The organism is Paraglaciecola hydrolytica (assembly GCF_001565895.1).
GTDB classification, from domain to species: Bacteria; Pseudomonadota; Gammaproteobacteria; order Enterobacterales; family Alteromonadaceae; genus Paraglaciecola; species Paraglaciecola hydrolytica.
This window is the reverse complement of the sequence record NZ_LSNE01000002.1, coordinates 230,706-251,325: the sequence shown is the minus strand read 5'-3', so window position 1 is coordinate 251,325 and position 20,620 is coordinate 230,706. Positions and strand designations below refer to the sequence as shown.

19 protein-coding genes and 5 tRNA genes are annotated in these 20,620 nt (G+C 42.5%); 13 read left to right on the top strand and 11 right to left on the bottom strand.

Going from position 1 to position 20,620, the window contains the following annotated elements; all coding sequences use genetic code 11:
- Positions 1-26 precede the first annotated feature (26 nt).
- Entirely contained in the window at positions 27-1,295 is a 1,269-nt protein-coding gene (gene bioA, locus AX660_RS01940; RefSeq protein WP_235594632.1) for an adenosylmethionine--8-amino-7-oxononanoate transaminase, read from the top strand.
- Here the strand turns inward: bioA and AX660_RS01935 are convergent.
- The 6 genes from AX660_RS01935 to hemA form a co-directional block, all read right to left on the bottom strand.
- A complete protein-coding gene (locus tag AX660_RS01935; RefSeq protein ID WP_068371674.1) occupies positions 1,292-2,110 on the bottom strand; it encodes a SirB1 family protein in 819 nt (272 codons plus the stop codon). The two genes, bioA and AX660_RS01935, sit on opposite strands and share 4 nt — an antisense overlap.
- 95 nt (positions 2,111-2,205) lie before the next feature.
- Entirely contained in the window at positions 2,206-2,583 is a 378-nt protein-coding gene (locus tag AX660_RS01930; RefSeq protein ID WP_068371671.1) for a SirB2 family protein, read from the bottom strand.
- A gap of 173 nt (positions 2,584-2,756) precedes the next feature.
- Positions 2,757-4,307, bottom strand: coding sequence for a DUF3369 domain-containing protein (locus tag AX660_RS01925; protein ID WP_068371668.1), 1,551 nt, complete (start codon positions 4,305-4,307; stop codon positions 2,757-2,759).
- A 106-nt stretch (positions 4,308-4,413) separates the two neighbouring features.
- A complete protein-coding gene (gene prmC, locus AX660_RS01920) occupies positions 4,414-5,289 on the bottom strand; it encodes a peptide chain release factor N(5)-glutamine methyltransferase (RefSeq protein WP_068371665.1) in 876 nt (291 codons plus the stop codon).
- Positions 5,290-5,330: 41 nt separating this feature from the next.
- Positions 5,331-6,416: a peptide chain release factor 1 gene (prfA, locus tag AX660_RS01915; RefSeq protein ID WP_068371662.1), complete on the bottom strand. Its 1,086-nt coding sequence runs from the start codon at positions 6,414-6,416 to the stop codon at positions 5,331-5,333.
- 84 nt (positions 6,417-6,500) lie between these two features.
- Positions 6,501-7,763, bottom strand: coding sequence for a glutamyl-tRNA reductase (gene hemA / locus AX660_RS01910; protein WP_068371658.1), 1,263 nt, complete (start codon positions 7,761-7,763; stop codon positions 6,501-6,503).
- 133 nt (positions 7,764-7,896) lie between these two features.
- On the opposite strand from hemA, the gene lolB reads away from it, so the two are divergent.
- The 12 genes from lolB (at position 7,897) to AX660_RS01850 (ending at position 15,797) form a co-directional block, all read left to right on the top strand.
- Positions 7,897-8,523, top strand: a complete 627-nt coding sequence (gene lolB, locus AX660_RS01905; protein WP_201027385.1) for a lipoprotein insertase outer membrane protein LolB — start codon at positions 7,897-7,899, stop codon at positions 8,521-8,523.
- A gap of 1 nt (position 8,524) precedes the next feature.
- Positions 8,525-9,397, top strand: coding sequence for a 4-(cytidine 5'-diphospho)-2-C-methyl-D-erythritol kinase (ispE, locus tag AX660_RS01900; RefSeq protein ID WP_068371655.1), 873 nt, complete (start codon positions 8,525-8,527; stop codon positions 9,395-9,397).
- A gap of 92 nt (positions 9,398-9,489) precedes the next feature.
- Positions 9,490-9,564 (top strand) — tRNA-Gln (locus tag AX660_RS01895).
- A gap of 31 nt (positions 9,565-9,595) precedes the next feature.
- On the top strand, positions 9,596-10,543 hold the full coding sequence (locus AX660_RS01890) for a ribose-phosphate pyrophosphokinase (RefSeq protein WP_068371652.1): 948 nt from the start codon (positions 9,596-9,598) through the stop codon (positions 10,541-10,543).
- Positions 10,544-10,838: 295 nt separating this feature from the next.
- Positions 10,839-11,468, top strand: coding sequence for a 50S ribosomal protein L25/general stress protein Ctc (locus tag AX660_RS01885; RefSeq protein ID WP_068372067.1), 630 nt, complete (start codon positions 10,839-10,841; stop codon positions 11,466-11,468).
- A 5-nt stretch (positions 11,469-11,473) separates the two neighbouring features.
- Complete coding sequence (gene pth, locus AX660_RS01880) at positions 11,474-12,058, top strand: aminoacyl-tRNA hydrolase (protein WP_068371649.1); 585 nt, start codon at positions 11,474-11,476, stop codon at positions 12,056-12,058.
- Between the two features lie 74 nt (positions 12,059-12,132).
- Entirely contained in the window at positions 12,133-13,224 is a 1,092-nt protein-coding gene (ychF, locus tag AX660_RS01875) for a redox-regulated ATPase YchF (protein WP_068371645.1), read from the top strand.
- A 186-nt stretch (positions 13,225-13,410) separates the two neighbouring features.
- Positions 13,411-13,487 (top strand) — tRNA-Met (locus AX660_RS01870).
- A gap of 49 nt (positions 13,488-13,536) precedes the next feature.
- Positions 13,537-13,621 (top strand) — tRNA-Leu (locus AX660_RS01865).
- A 30-nt stretch (positions 13,622-13,651) separates the two neighbouring features.
- Positions 13,652-13,726: transfer RNA gene (locus tag AX660_RS01860), tRNA-Gln, on the top strand.
- Positions 13,727-13,767: 41 nt separating this feature from the next.
- A tRNA-Gln gene (locus AX660_RS01855) sits at positions 13,768-13,842 on the top strand.
- Positions 13,843-14,390: 548 nt separating this feature from the next.
- Entirely contained in the window at positions 14,391-15,797 is a 1,407-nt protein-coding gene (locus tag AX660_RS01850) for an alanine/glycine:cation symporter family protein (RefSeq protein ID WP_068372064.1), read from the top strand.
- Positions 15,798-15,942: 145 nt separating this feature from the next.
- Here AX660_RS01850 and AX660_RS01845 read toward each other — a convergent pair whose 3' ends face one another.
- From AX660_RS01845 to AX660_RS01830, 5 genes are all read right to left on the bottom strand, one after another.
- A complete protein-coding gene (locus tag AX660_RS01845; protein WP_068371639.1) occupies positions 15,943-16,191 on the bottom strand; it encodes a DUF4282 domain-containing protein in 249 nt (82 codons plus the stop codon).
- Positions 16,192-16,375: 184 nt separating this feature from the next.
- Complete coding sequence (gene ylqF, locus AX660_RS01840; protein WP_068371636.1) at positions 16,376-17,398, bottom strand: ribosome biogenesis GTPase YlqF; 1,023 nt, start codon at positions 17,396-17,398, stop codon at positions 16,376-16,378.
- Between the two features lie 72 nt (positions 17,399-17,470).
- Positions 17,471-18,538: a nucleoside hydrolase gene (locus AX660_RS01835; RefSeq protein WP_068371633.1), complete on the bottom strand. Its 1,068-nt coding sequence runs from the start codon at positions 18,536-18,538 to the stop codon at positions 17,471-17,473.
- A gap of 54 nt (positions 18,539-18,592) precedes the next feature.
- Positions 18,593-18,769: a hypothetical protein gene (locus AX660_RS23385; protein WP_164483511.1), complete on the bottom strand. Its 177-nt coding sequence runs from the start codon at positions 18,767-18,769 to the stop codon at positions 18,593-18,595.
- Between the two features lie 17 nt (positions 18,770-18,786).
- The gene (locus AX660_RS01830; RefSeq protein ID WP_068371630.1) at positions 18,787-20,616 is read right to left on the bottom strand and encodes a DUF885 domain-containing protein; all 1,830 of its coding nucleotides are present in this window, start codon (positions 20,614-20,616) and stop codon (positions 18,787-18,789) included.
- Between the last annotated feature and the right edge of the window lie 4 nt (positions 20,617-20,620).

Below are 20,620 nucleotides of genomic sequence, written 5' to 3'. Positions count from 1 at the left end.
CATGTGAGCATATTTTGAGCAATTCCATGCAAGAAAACCTGAACTTCGATCAACAACATATTTGGCATCCCTATACTTCTGCCCTAAATCCCCTGCCCTGTTATCAGGTTGTTGGTGCACAAGGTGTCGAAATAGAATTAGCCAGTGGCGAAAAACTGATCGATGGTGTGTCATCTTGGTGGACGGCTATCCATGGTTATAACCACCCTGCATTAAATGCTGCCCTCAATCAGCAAATCAGTCAATTTTCTCATGTTATGTTTGGTGGCCTGACCCATCAACCTGCTATCGACTTGTGTCGAACCTTGTTAGACATTACACCGCAAGGATTAAGTTGGGTATTTCTGGCTGACTCTGGCTCAGTATCGGTCGAAGTGGCGATGAAAATGGCCCTGCAATATTGGGTGTGTCAGGGCAATGGTAAAAAACATAAATTTATCACTCCCCGAAATGGCTATCATGGCGATACCTTTGCCGCGATGTCAGTGTGTGATCCGGTAAACGGCATGCACAGTATTTTTAACAATACTCTCAGTCAGCAAATTTTTGCGCCTGCGCCACAAACTCGTTTTGATAGGCATTGGAATGAAGACGATATCAAACCTCTGCAAGACCTGATTGAAAAACATCATCACGAACTAGCGGCTCTCATTATCGAACCCATAGTGCAAAATGCCGGAGGCATGCGAATTTATCACCTCGAATACCTCAAACGCTGTAGGCAGTTATGTGATGATTATAATTTGCTGTTAATTTGCGACGAGATTGCTACCGGTTTTGGTCGTACCGGCAAACTTTTTGCCTGTGAACATGCCGATATTAGCCCAGATATAATGTGTTTAGGTAAAGCGCTAACCGGAGGATACATGACGTTGGCCGCAACCTTATGCACAGAAGATGTCGCCCAAGGAGTCTGTCAGGGCGAGCCCGGCGTTTTTATGCATGGCCCCACTTTTATGGGCAATGCCTTGGCTTGCTCGGTAGCTAATGCCAGTTTAAAACTCTTACTAGAAGGACAGTGGCAAACTCAAGTTGCCAGCATTGAGCGCCAACTCAAAGATGAACTAAACGCGTGCAGTAAACTTGCGGCGGTAGCTGATGTGCGAGTACTAGGGGCGATTGGCGTGGTGGAATGTAAAAACCCAGTGAATGTGGCAGACTTACAACGTCGTTGGTTAAAAATGGGCGTATGGATAAGGCCCTTTGGCAAGTTGATCTATATCATGCCACCTTACATCATCAGCCCTACACAACTGACACAACTGACCAGCGCTATTTATAAGGTACTGGTCTAGTGAAAAACGGCTAAGGGCTGAGCAACGAGATGCTTGACCTGAGCAGCTAATAACTCACTGGCCGGATCTTGCGGACACTGGCGGATAAAATACTGGTAGTCAGCGACGGCGACTTGCAAACAATCAAGTTGATGGAGTAAAAAGCCCCGATCACGCCTTTCATAGGGATCATTGGGGCACAATTCCACCAATAATTCCACCGCCAGCAAGGCAAAGTGAAAATCCTGTGCGTTAATGTAAGCCGCTTTTAGATTATGTAATAAACGCACTACACTTTCTTCGCAAGTCGCGGGTAGTAAAGCTTCTGGCGGCATTTTTTGCTGCTCAACATCCCCTAGTATCTTGAAATAAAGTGCTTCTATATCACTGTAACTCAGCACATTACCGTTATTGGGATCAAGGTACACAGATTCAGCCTGCACAAAATCTGCTCTTAATAAAAAATGCCCCGGAAAATTGATGCCATGAACACTAAAACCTAATTTTTCAGCAAGGGCCTGAAATACTATCGCCAAACTCATAGGGATGCCGGTACGATACTCCATGACTTTGTTGATCAAGCTATTCTGTTTAGCAAAATAATGTTGTTCATCAGCGCTAAAGGCTAACTCAACATAAAAAAAACGGATGAACTGTTTAAGTGCATTTAGATTAGGTATAGAGAACCCAAGACTTTGTTTTGCTTGTTTAGCCCATTCATCTAAGGTTTGTTGATAGTGTTCGACAGGCAAACACTCTTTCTGAAAATACTGAGCTAACAGCAGACTCGCTTTAAAACACTCTTGACTAGCGATAGTTTGTATTAAACCCTGCACAACATTTCTCGCTTAAAGATAACTACATTGTTTACTGTATCGGGATTCTATGAAAATCCTTAAGCCCACAGGTGATAAAAACTGAATACTAAAACTCAACCCAATAAAAGCGGCTGTTTAGTTATTACAAGCATCATTGCATAAGCTAACCAACTGAAAGCGCCTATTAAACCGATAAAACGCATCAAGTGAGTTTTAGCCAGTTTCAGCGCAATTGTCACCATCAGCATATACATAAGTAAAGCCAGCAGTTTTTCGCTTACCCAAGCATCGACAAAGGGATAACGCTGTAATATTACACAAAGGCCTAGGGCAGATAACAACCACAAAGTATCAATAATATGCGGCGCGACCTTTAACCATTTTTTTTGTAACAAGGGTGATGTTTTAAGGGTTAATACAAAGCGCAAAATAAAAAATATTACGCTTAATAACATGGCATTCATGTGAATATGTTTGACTGCTTCGTACATCTTTATCACTCTTTTTATGTATATTTAAAATCATTGGAATTGCGAGGTGGCGGCCAATGAACTCAGCCCCATGAGCTTAGCTGCATTAAGTACTAAGTTACTTACAAATCACGGCGTGTGATTGCAGCCAACAAACGTGCAGTTTCAAGGATGAAGAGTATAAATTTATAACTTCATTCTGGATCAGGATTATCAGCCACAATTTTTTCAACCAAGGCGATATTTTCTTGTAGCACTTCTACCAAAGTGGGATCAAATTGCAATCCTTTCTGTTGATGAATAGTTTCCATTACTTTTTCAAGCGACCACGCCTCTTTGTAGTTGCGTTTATGTCTAAGTGCATCATAAGTATCCGCCAAAGCCGTTATACGACAGAAAATATGAATATCTTCACCCGACTTGCCTCGTGGGTAACCTTGACCATTCCAATACTCATGATGATCTCTAGCAATTAAAGCGGCAGTTTTAATCAGTGGGCGTTTAGAATTTTTGAGTAATGTATAACCAAATTCAGCATGGTTTTGAATAATTTTACGTTCTGAGGCATCCAGTTTGTCAGTTTTGTACAAAATCACTTCGGGAATTTTGAATTTACCGATGTCATGCATAGGTACCGCTAAACCCAACATTTTAACGTCATCTTCCGACAAACCTATTTTACGCGCCAACAACTCACAGATTTTAACCAGTCGTAGGATATGTTTACCTTCGCTAAAATGGTCTTCCATGGCCTGTCCGATACGTTCAATAATTTCCCGCTGCGTATCTTCAATATCTTTATTTAACAACACATTATCAAACGCAATCTGAACATTTTGAGCAAATATTTCAACGAGTCTCTTATCAACATTAGTTAACTTACGAGGCAAACCTGACATATACAAAAGTGAACCACGCATGGATTTACTTTTACAATACGCCACCAAATATTCGTCTTCATATACTAATGATTTATTCGCCAATGCCGTTTTACAAGACAGTAGTTGTTTGCCAGATAAAACATTTTCTAAGCGTTCACCTTCCCGTGATTCATATTCACCTTTACCGGTAAAAACAAATAACTCACTGGCATTGGGGTTTTCGATGGGTTTGGGGCCTGCGACCGCTGAAGTTAAATAAGCACAATCCTTGCTTCCCCCCAATAAAGAGGCTAATTGTTGCACTATGCCTTCAATAAAATGTTCTAAGGAATGAATACTAAACAAATCAGCAGAGGCGGAAATGATTTTTTCCAGACCAATACGGTTTTCTTCAATTACCGTAATATCTCGGTATGAGCGTAAGGCTGCGATAACCACGGTAAAGAGTTTTTGTGCGGTGAGTTCGGTTTTGGATTTATAGTCGTTGATGTCATAGTTAATAATAACATCACGCTCTGGCGCTTGTCCCGGCTGGCCGGTACGTAGAATAATGCGGGTAAAATTATTCATGGCTTCATTGCGTACAAAATTTGCCACTTGGAGTCCGGCATCGTCGGTTTCCATTACCACATCAAGTAAAACAACGGCGATATCTTTATGATCAATGAAAATTTGCTTGGCTTCTTTACCGCTATAAGCACTGATAAATTCGAGACGTTTATCTTGAAATACAAAATCACTCAAGGCTAACTTAGTCACGGCATGGACTTCGGGTTCATCATCAACAATGAGAACCTTCCATTTGCCATGGCATTCCATTATTTCTTCTTCAACATCTTCAGCAAAAAGTATTTCATCAGACATTTATATCTTCCTATTTGCAGCCCTGAGACCACCAGCTAACGTAAAAGCTCGGCACGTTTCTATCAAAAGTGATCTAAAATAAAACGAATTTTACCAAGCTACAAGTCTATTTCTGGTAGAACTTTGCCATGCTTATTCTAGGTAAGCCATTAAAATCTGCAATACTTTGTATTTCGACGTAAGCATTTGATTCAAATATGCTTCTTACCTGTACATCTTGCTGATATCCATGCTCTAAAATCAAATAAGCCCCGTCATTTAAATAAGGTTTTGCTTGCGCGATGATAAAACGAATATCATCCAGCCCATCATCGCCAGAGGTCAAGGCGCTTAAGGGCTCAAACCTAACATCACCTTGTTGAAGATAGGGGCTATGTTGCTCAACATAGGGCGGATTAGACACAATTAAGTCAAATAACTGCGCGTCAAGCTGACTAAACCAGTCACTTTGTCTAAAACTAACAGCGTCAAGTTTATTTAACACGGCATTACTACGGGCTAACGTTACCGCGTCGTGACTTTTATCAATCCCAGTAATTTGCCACTCCGGTTTTTCAAAGGCTAAAGACAAAGCGATTGCGCCCGTTCCTGTGCCTAAATCCAGTACCTTGGCTTGTGGCACAAGTGCTAATGCGAGTGCGCTTTCGACTAATAATTCAGTTTCAGGTCTTGGGATCAACGTGGCGTTGGATACCTGCAAACGCAAAGTCCAAAAATCACGATAGCCCACCAAATGAGCGATAGGATGCCCCGCCATTCGCTGTGCCACTAAGCTGTGAAATTGCTGAATCTGGCCTTCCGTTAAGATTTTTTCAGGCCAAGTATGTAAATAGCTTTGTTCGCAGTTGAGGCAATAAGCCAGCAAAAGTTTGCTATCCAATATGGCACTATCTGATTGTGCAGCTGAATCTGTTATTTCATTTGCTGCCCAACGTAATTGGGCAGCAATATCAAAACCAACAGACAAATCGGCTTTACTCATGAGGCAGTCTTGTCCGTCAAACAGCTTTAATCATCAGACTTTTATTCATCAGAAAGCGAGGCTAACAAGTCGGCCTGATGCTCTTGTCTGATCGGATCGATAAGCGCATCAAGTTCACCAGCAATGATGTCATCTAAACGATAGAGGGTAAGATTTATGCGATGATCCGTCACACGACCTTGCGGGAAATTATAAGTGCGAATACGCTCTGAACGATCACCGCTGGCCACTAAACTACGACGAGTGGTGGTTTCTTCCGCTTTGCGTTTTTCTTCTTCTAACTGATTCAAACGAGATTGCAGTACCGACATGGCTTTAGCGCGGTTTTTATGCTGCGAGCGTTCATCCTGACATTCTACGATTAAACCGCTCGGAATATGGGTAATACGAATAGCCGAATCGGTTTTGTTAACGTGCTGACCACCGGCACCTGAGGCTCTGAAGGTATCCACTTTTAAGTCGGCTTTATTGATCTCTATGGCTTCTGATTCTGGTACTTCCGGCATAACCACTACAGTACAAGCAGAAGTATGAATACGTCCTTGAGATTCGGTTTCTGGCACACGTTGCACACGATGCCCACCAGATTCAAACTTTAATATGCCGTAAACGCCTTCGCCCATCACGTTAACAATGATTTCTTTATAACCACCATGTTCACCGTCGTTACAAGTGACAAGCTCAAGTTTCCAACGCTGTGATTCACAATAGCGTGAATACATACGAAATAAGTCACCAGCAAAGATGGCGGCTTCATCACCACCCGCCCCTGCTCTTATCTCTAAAAAGCAGTTATTGTCATCGTTGGGATCTTTAGGCAACAGGAGTATTTGTAAGGTTTGGGTTAACTCTTCCATACGTTTTTTAGACGATTTATATTCGTCCTGCGCCATCTCACGCATGTCAGCATCATCTTCTTCCATCATGTCCTGAGCTGAGGCAAAATCACGTTGGGCCTGTTGGAAGTCAGCAAAACATTTAACCACGTCTTCTAATTGGGCATACTCTTTGGTCAGGGCGCGATATTTGTCCTGATCTGCAGTGGCTGACGAGTCACTTAATAAAGCCTGAACTTCTTCAAAACGTTCAGCGAGTGACTCTAATTTGCGTTGTACCGATGCTTTCATGTGTTTCCTGTACTCGCCTGCTTATCAGGCCATATTGTTTATAATTCGATTTTGTGACTCATCCGCCAGCTTGATGCCCTTGGCTCAGCTTTTTTGATTCGCCAAACCTAGTATGTCTTGCAGCATAGTGAGACGCTCAACATCTTGTTCATGAGCGGCCTTTTTTAAGGCCGTAGTCGGTGCATGGATTAAGCTATTAGTTAACTTGTTAGCTAACTCTACTAACACCATAGATGCGTCTTTGCCATCTGCCAGTTGATTTAAGGCTCTGGCGACTAAAACATCCCGTTGAACCGAACTTTGATCCCTAAAGGTTTTTAATAAATCTATCGACGACTGGCTTTGTTGCCATTGCCAATACTGCACAGCTTGTTGCTGGATCATATCATCGGCTTGCAAAGCGGCATCCTGACGATTAGCCAGATTTTTTTCGACTATCTGTTGTAAGTCGTCGACTGTGTACAGATAGGCATCATCGAGTTGCCCTACTTCAGGTTCGATATCTCGTGGCACCGCTAAATCAACCAAAAACATGGGTTTATGTCGACGTTCTTTCAAAGCACTTTCTACCAAGCCCTTACCCAGTATAGGCAACTGACTGGCCGTGGAACTGATCACAATATCCGCGTCTTTTAAATGTTGCGGAATTTGCGCCAAGGTCAATACTTTAGCGCCTAATGGTTTAGCTATTAACTCTGCTCTAGCTAAGGTGCGATTCGCCACAGTTAAAGACAGCACATTTTGTTCAGCGAGGTGTTTGGCGACAAGCTCTATAGTTTCGCCCGCACCGATTAACAAAACTCGGCTTTTATTTAAGGACGAAAATATGTGTTTAGCCAGTTGTACTGATGCATAGGCAACCGAGACCGCGTTAGCACCAATTTCAGTTTCATTACGCACCCGTTTAGCGACAGCAAAGGTATGTTGAAACAAGCGTTCAAACTGACTATTAATCACACCGGAATTTTTAGCGTCAATATAGGCCTGTTTAACTTGGCCTAATATTTGTGGCTCGCCGACCATTAATGAATCTAAACCACTGGCCACGCGCATAATGTGATGCACCGCATCGTGTTGTTCATAGTGATAACAATTATCCGCCAAAAAGCTCGCATCAACCTGATGGAAATTAGCTAACCAGTTGATTAAAATGCTTTTGTCTGCAACCTCTAATTGGGTATAAACCTCTGTACGATTACATGTAGACACGATCACCGCTTCCTGCGCGCCAGTATTACTGGTTAGCGAAGCCAAAGCACTGACGATAGCATCTGGAGAAAAGGCAATTTTCTCACGTAGCTCAACAGGCGCTGTTTTGTGATTTATTCCAAAGGCAATTAGGGTCATGCAGTGTAAATATTGGTTACAACTAAGGTTGATACAGACAGAGGGCGGCATTGTACGCAAAAGGTAAAACTATTGAAAGCAAACTCACTTCTATGTTCCCATAGCGCCACACATTTATATTAAGAATCAATCTGTGACTTGCCATTATTCCTGTTTTATTAACAAAGTCCGTTGGCTTGGGATATTTATCCTCGGTGCAGCCTTTGTGGGCTGTAGCACCCTACCGCCTGTGAGCGTTGACTTAAATAGCCAACAACATCAAAGCGCCTTAGCTAAGTTAAACAACTGGCAAATAAGAGGTAAGTTAGGTTTTAAAAGCCCAGAAAAAAAACAAAGTGCCAGTTTATCCTGGGAACAAAAACAGGATGATTATCAGTTATCCCTCAACAGCATATTAGGTACTTCAATTCTTTCTATGCAAGGCAACCATAGTGGTGCGACCTTGATAGCTGATGACGAAACCCATAGTGGTAACAATGCCAGTGAATTGATCTGGCAAATTACTGGCTGGACTTTGCCTGTAGAACAGTTACCCGTGTGGATAAAAGGGCAAAGCTTGCCTAACGACAAAGTAGTGCTAGCCGAGCAAGGCTGGATCACTCAACTACAACCTACTTGCGAAAATTGTGAAGGTTGGCTGATCAATTATGCAGAATATGCCTTAAACAATCAGCAGTGGTTGCCCCATAAAATAGTATTACTTAATCAACACAATCAGTTGCAAGTCACCATTAAAATCAATACTTGGATAGTAAAATAAGATGTTAAAGCAGTGGTGGCCCAGTCCTGCCAAACTTAATTTATTTCTGCATATTAATGGCCGTTATGCCAACGGTTATCATCAATTACAGAGTGTGTTTCAACTCTTGGATTTTGGTGATGAATTAGCTTTTGAAATAGATAACTCAGGCAAAATCGCATTGTGTACGCCTATCGAAGGTGTTGAACACGACGACAATCTGATTGTGAAGGCAGCACGATTGTTACAACAACATATCAAGGTTCAACACGCAAACAGAGATCTAAGTGCCTTAGGTTGTAAGATCTACCTTAAAAAACGTTTACCTATGGGTGGTGGCATTGGAGGTGGTTCATCTAATGCGGCGACAACCTTAGTTGTATTAAACAAACTCTGGCATGGAGGGCTAAACCCTAACGAACTTGCCAACTTAGGTTTACAGCTTGGTGCTGATGTGCCGATTTTTGTTATGGGCGATACTGCATTTGCCGAAGGTGTGGGGGAAAAACTCCAGCCATTTACTGTTGTTCCAGCAACTTATTTGGTGGTATTTCCCGATTGCCACGTTTCGACCCAAGCTGTATTTACTCATGTTGATTTACCTCGTAATACCGCCAAAATTTCAGCAAATGATTACCAATTCGACAATACCCACAATGATTGCCAGGAATTAGTCTGCGAACTCTACCCTAATGTTGCAAAAACATTACACTGGTTGTTAGAATACGCGCCGTCGAGAATGACGGGGACAGGCTCTTGTGTTTTTGCAGTGTTTAAAGATGCTGCGCAAGCAACAAAAGTACAAAAATTGTTACCTGAAGGGTCGATAAGTTTTATTGCCGCAGGTCTAAGCCGATCACCATTGCATCAGCTTTTAGACGCTCAGCCAGATTAATATTTGTTTTAGTTTGCAGTTTAAAATAAATATTAATTAACACGGCGATTAGCTAACTGTGTAGTAAGATAACTGAGTAAAATTCAGATTATTGGGGTATAGCCAAGTGGTAAGGCAGCGGGTTTTGATCCCGCCATTCGGTGGTTCAAGTCCATCTACCCCAGCCACCTTCAAACGTAATGCACCGAGGATTTTAACGTGCCCGATATGAAGATTTTCGCCGGAAACGCCGTTCCAGAACTCGCCCAGAAAGTGGCAAACCGACTCTACACTAAATTAGGCCACGCCAGCGTGGGACGTTTTAGTGATGGTGAAATTAGCGTAGAAATCCACGAAAACGTGCGTGGCGCTGACGTATTTATTATTCAATCAACTTGTGCCCCAACAAATGACAATTTGATGGAATTGATCGTGATGATCGATGCCTTCAGACGTGCATCTGCCGGACGTATTACTGCGGTAATCCCCTATTTTGGTTACGCCCGTCAAGATCGTCGTGTACGTTCTGCCCGTGTACCTATTACTGCTAAAGTTGTCGCCGACTTTTTATCCAACGTTGGCGTAGACCGAGTACTGACAATAGATTTACACGCAGAGCAAATTCAAGGTTTCTTCGATGTTCCTGTAGATAACGCCTTTGGTACACCCATTTTATTAGACCATATGCGTCAACGTAAAATGGTAAACCCAGTAATTGTATCGCCTGATATTGGTGGTGTAGTACGTGCTCGTGCAGTCGCCAAACTGTTAAATGACTCTGATTTAGCCATCATCGATAAACGTCGCCCTAAAGCTAACGTTGCTCAGGTGATGCATATCATTGGTGATGTGCAAGACCGCGACTGTATTATTGTGGATGACATGATTGATACTGGTGGTACCTTGGCAAAAGCGGCTGAGGCCTTAAAAGCTCACGGCGCTAAAAATGTTTATGCCTACGCAACACACGCCATTTTTTCTGGTAATGCAGCACAAAACTTACGTGATTCAGTGATTGACGAAATTGTGGTTACCGACAGTATTCCTTTAAGCGAAGAAATGAAAAAAGTCAGCAAAGTAAAATTGCTTACTCTTTCAAACATGTTAGCTGAGGCTATTCGCCGAGTTAGCAACGAAGAATCCATTTCTGCGATGTTTGAATACTAATATCCATTGATTAGCTTGGTTAAGTCAAAATCATCTGACTTAACCAAGTTAGCTCAGCTGTTTTTACCCATTAAACGCCATTTACCTCCTATCCCTTCAAGTTAATAACAATTAATCACCGTTTTTAGTCTAAAAACCTGTACTTAGCTTGTTTCGCCCACAGTGCGATGGTAACATTCGCCGCCCTTTTTTAGGGGTCGCCGTAAGTTGTTTAAAATTAATCAAGCAACGCGGTTTAATAGTAGGTTTTGGTCGCAAAAATCTACACACTATTTACTTAATTGGAGTTATCTCAATGTCTGATGGAATTTTTACACTAGACGCAGAAGTCCGTAATGACCTGGGGAAAGGTGCGAGCCGCCGCCTTCGTCATGCCGGAAAAGTACCTGCTGTTTTATACGGAGCTGGCCAAAAAGCCGTTTCACTAACTTTAGTACACAACAAAGTTTTTCAAGCTCAAGAGTTTGAAGCCTTTTATTCACACGTGTTGACCTTAAACATCGCCGGTGAAAGTGTTGAAGTATTGGTTAAAGCTATGCAGCGTCATGCGTTTAGACCACTTGTTACTCATATCGATTTTTTACGTGTTGACGCTAAAAAAGCGGTTCAAACTCATGTTCCTCTACATTTTATCAATGAAAAAACAGCTAACGCTATCAAGGTATTAGGCGGTCACGCTGAACACCACATGGCTGACGTTGCAATCAGCTGTTTACCAGCTGACTTACCAGAGTTCATTGAAGTAGATTTACAAAATGTTGAGTTAGGCCAAACCTTACATTTAACTGACTTAGTATTGCCAAAAGGTGTTACTTTGCCTGAGTTAAATAAAGGTGAGTCACACGACTTAGCGGTAGTGACTATCAAAACAGCTAAAGGGCCAAAAGCCGATGACGCTGAAGAAGAAGTAGCCCCAGAGGCTTAATTTTCTTGACTGATATTCAGTTAATTGTGGGCCTGGGTAATCCAGGCCCCGAATATCAACAAACTCGCCACAATGCAGGAGCTTGGTTTGTCGAACATCTGGCAAAAAGCTATAACTGCACACTCAAGTTAGAAAACAAATTTTTTGGCTATACCGGCCGTATCTCCATAGGTAATCAAGACATAAAATTGCTGATCCCAACGACGTTTATGAATCGAAGTGGGCAAGCTGTCGCTGCCATGGCCAATTTTTATCGTATTCCCCTTGCCAGCATATTAGTGGCATTTGATGAACTGGATTTACCGCCAGGCATCGCCAAATTTAAAATAGGTGGCAGTTCAAGTCAAAATGGCATTCGCGACATTGTCAGCCAATTAGCCAACCAAAAAGATTTTTTACGTTTACGCATCGGCATAGGCCATCCAGGTGATAAAAGCCGCGTAACCGGTCATGTATTGGGTAAAGCCTCGCAGACAGAGCAACAACAAATTGATGCTGTGATGGACGAAGCATTACGCTGCACCGACATACTGATTAAAGATGATTTAAAAAAAGCCATGAACCGTTTACACGCATTTAAGGCAGAATAGGTAAACTACCTACCAAGATAGATTGCAGCCTGTACAGGTCTGTCATCACATTAATGAACAAAGAGGATATTCACATGGGTTTTAAATGCGGCATCGTAGGCCTTCCTAACGTCGGTAAATCAACACTATTCAACGCCTTGACTAAAGCAGGCATCGAAGCAGCAAACTTTCCATTTTGTACTATTGAGCCAAATACTGGCGTGGTACCAGTACCTGATCCAAGACTAGATAAACTAGCTGAAATCGTTAAACCACAACGTGTTATCCCGACCACCATGGAGTTCGTGGATATAGCCGGTTTGGTAGAAGGTGCTTCTAAAGGTGAAGGTTTAGGCAACAAGTTTTTAGCCAACATCCGCGAAACTGATGCCATTGGTCATGTAGTACGCTGTTTTGAAAACGACAACATTGTGCACGTTGCTGGCAAAGTGAGTCCAAAGGACGATATCGACGTTATTAATACCGAATTAGCGTTGGCTGACTTAGAAACTGCCGAAAAAGCCATATTACGCGTGGCTAAACGTGCCAAAGGTGGTGATCAGGATGCTAAATTCGAATTGTCAGTCCTAGAAAAAATCAAACCCCATTTAGATGAAGGCCATTTGCTACGTTCCTTTACTCTGGATAAAGAAGAATTAAAAGCCATAGGCTACATGAACTTTTTGACCCTCAAACCCACCATGTACATCGCCAATGTTAATGATGATGGTTTTGAAAATAACCCTTTTCTGGATCAAGTCCGTGCCATCGCCGCTAAAGAAAATGCCGTAGTGGTGGCAGTATGTGCCGAAATGGAATCTGAAATAGGCGGTTTAGACGATGATGAAAGAGCTGAGTTTATGGCTGATATGGGCTTAGAAGAGCCTGGCTTAAACCGAGTTATTCGTTGTGGCTATGAACTATTAGCGTTGCACACTTACTTTACCGCAGGTGTTAAAGAAGTACGTGCTTGGACTTTCCCTGCAGGTTCGACTGCTCCGCAAACTGCCGGAGTAATTCACAGTGACTTTGAAAAAGGTTTTATCCGCGCTGAAACTATCGCTTACGAAGATTTTGTCCAATACAAAGGCGAACAAGGCGCAAAAACCGCCGGAAAAGCCCGTAAAGAAGGCAAAGAATATATCGTCAAAGATGGCGATGTAATGCACTTTTTGTTTAACGTTTAAAATTGATTTACGTGTATTTGTCATTTAAAGAGGGAAGATTTAAGTCGATTTAATTAAAAATTTGCTTAAAAAAACTCAACTTTGTTTAGTAACTAAGCAAACAGTTAGTTTGCCCCGAAAAAACGGTTGACGACCCTAATTCAGATGGCATAATACGCGCCACTTCGGGAACGGGGTGGAATAAATGGCTACATAGCTCAGTTGGTTAGAGCACATCACTCATAATGATGGGGTCGCAGGTTCGAATCCCGCTGTAGCCACCAACTTTTTATAAGTTGGATAGTAATCTGTAAAGATTACAAAAAAATAAATGCGGAAGTGGTGAAATTGGTAGACACGCTGGATTTAGGTTCCAGTGCTTCACGGCGTGAGAGTTCGAGTCTCTCCTTCCGCACCATGTTACAAAAAATGTACAAAGCAAAAGTACAGGGGTATAGCCAAGTGGTAAGGCAGCGGGTTTTGATCCCGCCATTCGGTGGTTCAAGTCCATCTACCCCTGCCAAATTTTATATGTGATTGACTGTTGGTCATTCATGACTCTTTAGGGGTATAGCCAAGTGGTAAGGCAGCGGGTTTTGATCCCGCCATTCGGTGGTTCAAGTCCATCTACCCCTGCCATCTTATTAGATGCACAAAAACGCCAGACTCTGTCTGGCGTTTTTGTTTGTGTTGCATACCCTTCATCCTTATACCAATTCCATTAAATAAATAGGTACTTAGAACGCATCCAGCGGTTAAGGAACAAGGCGTCGTTATGCAGGAATGGCCTTAGCCTTTCAAATAGCGAGAACGCAGAGCCTTATCCGCTGGGGCGTTCCCTTTGGGCGTGTTTTAAAAGCACCTACTCAGCGTTGCTCGAACTCGAAAGAGCGCCACTATGACTTCATTCAAGCGCCTTGATTATGTGCTTTTAAATGCTCGCTGAGTGGACATTTATTTAATGGAGTTGGTATTAAAACGGCACGTTAGTTAGCTACACTTATTCTCCGCTTTAGACTGAGCCACTTAGTGAACTAAGCTCCCTCAGAAACGCTGAAACTCGTATCTTCAGGTTGTTTAGGTATAAAAGCCTAATTAAGCAGTAATTATTCCCCGCTTTCACCTAGACATAAAACCCATTGTTCGGCAGACTTCTAACCATAATTCAAATGCTTATAGGCACCAACTTGATCAACGACATAGTAGCAGCCATCAACAATGTATTGTGGGGTAATGGCCAAGTTCTGATCTTCATGCTGTTGGCCGCCGGCCTATGGTTTACCTACCGTTTAGGTTTTGTGCAGTTGCGCCATTTTGGACACATGTTCAGCATCATGAAGGGCAGTACCAAAAGCGATAAAGCAGGGATCAGCTCCTTTGGTGCCCTGTGTACTAGTTTATCAGCGCGAGTTGGCACAGGTAACTTAGCCGGTGTGGCTGTTGCCATATCACTAGGTGGACCTGGCGCAATATTCTGGATGTGGGTGATTGCCATTTTAGGCATGGCCACTGGTTTTGCCGAAAGTGTGCTAGGCCAGCTTTATAAGGTTAAAGATGCCAACGGTGAATATCGCGGAGGTCCAGCTTATTACATCCAACAAGGATTAAACAAACGCTGGTTAGCTATTGCCTTTTCGCTGTGTTTATTTTTAGGTTATGGTTTTATTTTCAGTGCAGTTCAAGCCAATACCATAACCGACGCACTTAACAACGCCTATGACATCCCCACTAATTATTCTGGTTTAGCCATCATATTTGTCGCTGGACTCATTGTTATTGGTGGTTTACGTGCCATCGCCCGTTTTGCCGAATGGGTTGTACCTTTTATGGCCCTTACATATGTTGCTGTCACTATTTTTATCACCGTGATGAATATTGATCTGGTGCCCGACATGCTACTTAATATTATTTATTCAGCCTTTGGTTTACAAGAAGCAGGCGCAGGAGCCATGGGCGCCGCCTTTAAAAATGGTGTGCAACGTGGTTTGTATTCTAACGAGGCGGGTTCTGGTAGCGTGCCTCATGCCGCAGCAAGCGCTACGCCCAACCCCAACCACCCTGTTTCTCAAGGTTATGTGCAAATGCTGGGGGTGTTTATCGATACCTTGGTCTTGTGTACTTGTAGCGCCATTGTCATCTTATTGGCTGGTGGTTCAAGTAACGAAGGTATGGAAGGTATCCGTTTAACCCAAAGTGCTATGACATCTCATTTAGGAGCAGGAGGTGGCGATTTTGTTGCAGCTGCCATTACCCTGTTTGCTTTTACCTCTGTGGTGGCAAACTACGCTTACGGTGAAAGTAACCTACATATGTTTAAGCTTGATAACAAACTGGGTAAGGCGGCTTATACCTTGGGCTACTTGGCGATGATATATTGGGGTTCACGGGCTAACTTACCTGAAGTATGGGCAGCTGCAGATATGGCGCTAGGTTTAATGACAGTGATTAATATTATCGCCCTAGTGTGGATGACACCTACCATCGTTTCCATTAGTCAGGATTATTTTGCTAAACGCAAACAAGGTAAGGAAATCGAATACAAAGCCGGTGACTGCGAAATACAAGGTAAAAGTGAAGATGGGATTTGGGACTAAACTCTCAACTTAACAGCAGTAAATAGTGGCTAGTAAATAGATACTAGCCAAAATCTTAAGGTGTTTAACTACGGTTGGCACAAGACAAAGCAGAAGAAACGCAACTTGCTCTGCTCAATTCTGCTTAACACTGTTCTATTCAGCTTCACTCAGATTTGTTGGCAATCTTTAGTAGATTTTCGTGAATTTTAAATAATACAATTAATAGTTCACACCATATACGTGAACCTATAGCACCAAAAACAATAATAGCTAAGCCAGCTAAAAAGCCGCCGCCATACTGCGAGAACATAGAAGCTAAGCCCGAAATTAACGAGCCTAAAAGCATAAGCCAATAAACAAAGGTGATAATTTTAGGGGTTAACATTGAATCGAAAAAAAACACATCTTTCATGGGTAAGTCCTTTTTATTAATAACTCCTATAAAAATGTACTAAAAGCTAGCGGAGTTTTAACTAGCCCAACATTAGCAGAAAATATCACAGAAAGTTAATCTAGTCTTTTAGCAGGGATAATTCCAACTTACACAGCCGTTTTCCGTGATTATTTCGTTTTTACTAGCAGCTTTTATCTAGCCTTTATTTAGTGTTTTTCTTGCGAGCATTATCCGCTTTCATCCTAGCCGACATTTCACGCCTATCTTGTTCACGTTTTTCTTTGCGGTCACGTTTATCTGGAGTGAGCGAGCCGGTTTTGAATTGCTCTTTACGTTTGACTTTATCAGCGGCTTTTTTAGCGATCGCTTCGGCCATGAGGATTTCTTCTTGAGCGATCATATCTGGTGTTTCAAGGCTGATGCGACCAATTTTAGCGGAGCGGAATTCGTTGATTAAAACTTCACAGATTTTGTGCAGGTTTACTCGACCACCAGCCATTAAAGCACCGCGGCGTGCTGCTGCCAATTCTAAAAATTCAATTTCGGTGTCAGGTATGTCTTTTAACTGAAACCGCTCTTTAAGATAGTCAGGATAAGCTTTAATCAGATAGTCAGCGGTAAAAAAGCCCACATCGTCGTATTCCATCGCGGTATCTTTTATCGAGCCACAGGCCGCTAAACGATAACCACTATTTGGATTTTCAAGCTTAGGCCACAAAATACCTGGGGTATCAAACAAGGTAATACCGTTGCCCAAGCCAATGCGTTGCTGATTTTTAGTTACCGCCGCTTCATTACCCGTTTTAGCAATGATCCTATCGGCCAGTATATTGATTAAAGTAGACTTACCCACATTAGGGATACCCACAATCATGGTGTGTATCGCTTTTATACTGGCGTCTTTCTCAGGCAACATTTGGCGTACAAGGGACAATAACTGTTTGATATTAGCAGGATCTTGAGTGGTGGTGGCAAAGGTTTTTACTCCCCTATCCTGCTCAAAATGGGCTTGCCAACGAGCCGTGACTTCAGGGTCCGCTAGGTCGGTTTTGGTCATGACTTTGATACAGGGTTTGTCGCCACGCATTTGTGCTATAGCAGGGTTTTCACTGGAATAAGGGATACGGGCATCTAATACTTCAATTAGTAGGTCGACTTGAGGCAAAGCCTCTTTAATCTCTTTTTGGGCCTTGTGCATATGCCCTGGATACCAATGAACTGCCATAAACTTAACCTGTTACCATGCTAAAAAGCGGCATAGTACCCTATTCATCGCCCTTGAAGTTAAGTTTATCTATCATTTTGCTTTACTGCGGCGCATATCTGTCAAAGGCGGCCACTCACCCAACAGCAAAGTTTCTAGGTTACGTTCAAATCGAATTTTATCTACACCTATCGCAGCAGTGACCATGGGCTGATTTTTCCACGCTGGCATTGCATATTGAGCATCATTGGCTGCCATAATAGTTTGACCAATAGCGATACCATCTAAGACGACTCGCACTGGCCCCTGCTTAAGTTGAAAAAGCGCAGGCTCAATTAAATAAACAAATGCCGCTGGATCTTGTGCAAAAAAACGACCAACTGACAAGGGCTGTTGCTGAAAATCAGCGTAATTGCGCGTAAGTGCATAAACGTATTCACCAAAACGTTGATTACGGGCCTTCACTCTGGTCAGCATTTTGTCGTCAATATTCACTTTATTGATGACGTCCAGTCCAACCATAGTGACTAGCCAAGGTGCCGTAAACACGATATCAGCAGCATGAGGATCACCCGCCATATTGGCCTCGGCGACAGGACTCACATTGCCTGGGGTATAAAGGCTGCCGCCAGTTAGTATTACTTGCTGGATATTTTTAGCAAAATTTGGATCTTGCTTAATCGCTTGGGCTAAATTAGTTAAACGGCCAATTGCTACTACAGTAATTTGCCCCGGATAAGCGTGGGCTGTTTCTACCAAATACTGCGCCGCAGGTATGTCTTGTGCTTGTTCAGAGGATTTCAAGTGCTGAGTATTAGCTAAGGGGCTAAATCCAGATAATGTAGTGCTCTCCACCACTAGGGGTTTTGCCGCTCCTTTGTACACAGGTATGGTTTGGCCGGATAATTCAACAATGCGCAAAGCAACTTGCGTAGCATGGTCAGACTCTGGATGGTTATTAGTCGTGGTAATACCTAGGACTTCAAAACCCGGATACTGCAATGCCAGAGTCAATGCCAAGACATCATCAAAACCAGCATCACAATCTATGATGATTTTGCGTTTTTCAGACGTTGACCAAGCTTGAGTACTCATTAATATCAGTAACAACACGATAAACTGTGCGCCATTTTGGATTATACGAACCACTTTATTTGTCATTTAGAGCCCCTTAGTCAAACGCCAAACTTTGCTTCGCTTAATGTAGATATAACATCAACTAAGCAAGTGGCGAAATAATTGTACTAATGCCAGAACAATCGCCAATGGCAATATCCAGCGCGCCCACTTATTCATTTGCCCGTCGGACATTTTGAAATTAGAGCGTTCCAGTAAAGGCACTACAACAAGTAGTGCAACTAATAAAACAGCCAGAATAATAACAACTGTCATATCTTTCCTTGGTTAAATTATTTCTGAGACGCAATCCACGCCATGACATCTGACCTAACGATAGACATGGGTCTAGCACCCGGCAACAGCAACACATCGTGAAAGGTTTTAATGTCAAATTTATCGGCAAGCTCGTTTTGCGCTAGTTTACGTAGCTCTACAAATTGTAACATGCCCAACTTATAACCCAAGGCTTGTCCCGGCCATGCCATATAACGCTCCACTTCCGCAACGACATCAGTCATTGATGTGCCGGTAGTAGTATGAAAATACGCTATAGCTTGCTCGCGGCTCCATTTTTTACGATGTAGCCCAGTATCTACCACTAAACGCACAGCTCGATATAATTCTGCTTGTAAACGGCCTAAATCACCAATGGGATCGTTATCGTACATCCCCATTTCTTTGGCGATCAATTCTGAATATAAAGCCCAACCTTCAACGTAAGCATTAAAAGGCGCGTTTTGACGTAATAAACCAATATCTTGCTGGGCCATGTTAATGGCAATCTGGAAATGATGACCTGGTACGGCTTCGTGATAAGTCAGCGTTTTTAAGGAAAATTTGGGTACCGCATTCATGTCACGCAGATTGATCCAATAAATACCGCTGCGTTTACCATCCAAAGAAGGAGGGGAATAAAAACCACCAGCCTCACCCGCTTCAGATACTTGCGGGATACGTTTAACTTCTACTTGCTGAGTGGGAATTGTGTGGTAAAACTGTGGTGCTTTTGCCATGACGGCTTTAACTTGTAGATTTAGATCAGCCAATAATACTTGTCGACCCTCATCAGAATCGGCATATAAAAACTGTGGCTCTTTTGCTAAAGCAACCATACGCTCGCCGACACTGCCTTCATTAAAACCATTGGCTTTTAATATGCTATCCATTTCTTGGCTAATACGCTCAACTTCACTTAATCCGAGTTCATGGATAGCATCAGCACTAAGTGTTGAATCACCTAAATATTGAATGGCATGTAAATAAAACTTTTCGCCACCGACTTGAGCCCAGATACCATCATCGGTTGAGGCAACTGTTTCACTAGCTACCACAGTAGCTCTAGCCCTTTGATAAGCGGGATAAACCATGCTCTCTACCAGCTCGACTGCTTTATTTAGCATAGTTTGCTGAGTTGCTTCATCGATGTTTGAATCTTGTAATTTACGTTTAAAACTGGTGACTAAGCCGTGTTCTGCTGGCGCGGCGGCCAGAAAGCTATCAAAAAAGGCCAAGGTTTTAACATGGAGATTTTTCGGAAGTACTACGCCGCTTTTCAGATCATCTTGGTACTTGTTGAGAACATTAACCACAAAACCATCAAAATTAGATAAACGTGCTAGGTAGTCCCGTGCATCCTGCTGATTAACAACTGCTTGTTGTTCTTGCATGACTTTAGGCACATCAATAAGAGGGCCTGAAATTTGATTGATAATATAGGGTAAATGACCTGCCCAAGTGTCGATGTAGCCAGCGCCAAAGTCAGCGTCACCAGCGTAATAATTAAGAATTTCGGTGACAACTTTTTTATGTAGTACATTATCTTTGCTTAATAATTTGTCGTCGATTTTATGTAGTGCAATGGCCCCATAGCGCATTTCACTCTGTAGGTTTTGCATGCTGGCGATGGAATAATTAGGCAAACGATCATTATAAGTGCCACCTGCTTTTGCTGGCTCAATAGCTAACATGGTAGATAAGGTCGGTTGCTGTTCGACAAAAGTCACCGTGCTTTTGTCAACTACTGCGCTTAAATGTTGATTGGCAATAACCTGCTCAGATTCTGGTGAACAAGCTACGCACAATAGTGATACTAACAAAGGCAGAGTAGATTTTATTTTCATGATT

Coding starts and splice junctions, on each gene's coding strand:
- AX660_RS01845 (WP_068371639.1), bottom strand. CDS start 16,191: ATGAAAGATGTGTTTTTTTTCGATTCAATGTTAACCCCTAAAATTATC.
- prmC (WP_068371665.1), bottom strand. CDS start 5,289: ATGAGTAAAGCCGATTTGTCTGTTGGTTTTGATATTGCTGCCCAATTA.
- hemA (WP_068371658.1), bottom strand. CDS start 7,763: ATGACCCTAATTGCCTTTGGAATAAATCACAAAACAGCGCCTGTTGAG.
- prfA (WP_068371662.1), bottom strand. CDS start 6,416: ATGAAAGCATCGGTACAACGCAAATTAGAGTCACTCGCTGAACGTTTT.
- AX660_RS01925 (WP_068371668.1), bottom strand. CDS start 4,307: ATGTCTGATGAAATACTTTTTGCTGAAGATGTTGAAGAAGAAATAATG.
- bioA (WP_235594632.1), top strand. CDS start 27: ATGCAAGAAAACCTGAACTTCGATCAACAACATATTTGGCATCCCTAT.
- ispE (WP_068371655.1), top strand. CDS start 8,525: ATGTTAAAGCAGTGGTGGCCCAGTCCTGCCAAACTTAATTTATTTCTG.
- AX660_RS23385 (WP_164483511.1), bottom strand. CDS start 18,769: ATGACAGTTGTTATTATTCTGGCTGTTTTATTAGTTGCACTACTTGTT.
- AX660_RS01835 (WP_068371633.1), bottom strand. CDS start 18,538: ATGACAAATAAAGTGGTTCGTATAATCCAAAATGGCGCACAGTTTATC.
- ychF (WP_068371645.1), top strand. CDS start 12,133: ATGGGTTTTAAATGCGGCATCGTAGGCCTTCCTAACGTCGGTAAATCA.
- AX660_RS01930 (WP_068371671.1), bottom strand. CDS start 2,583: ATGTACGAAGCAGTCAAACATATTCACATGAATGCCATGTTATTAAGC.
- AX660_RS01830 (WP_068371630.1), bottom strand. CDS start 20,616: ATGAAAATAAAATCTACTCTGCCTTTGTTAGTATCACTATTGTGCGTA.
- ylqF (WP_068371636.1), bottom strand. CDS start 17,398: ATGGCAGTTCATTGGTATCCAGGGCATATGCACAAGGCCCAAAAAGAG.
- AX660_RS01885 (WP_068372067.1), top strand. CDS start 10,839: ATGTCTGATGGAATTTTTACACTAGACGCAGAAGTCCGTAATGACCTG.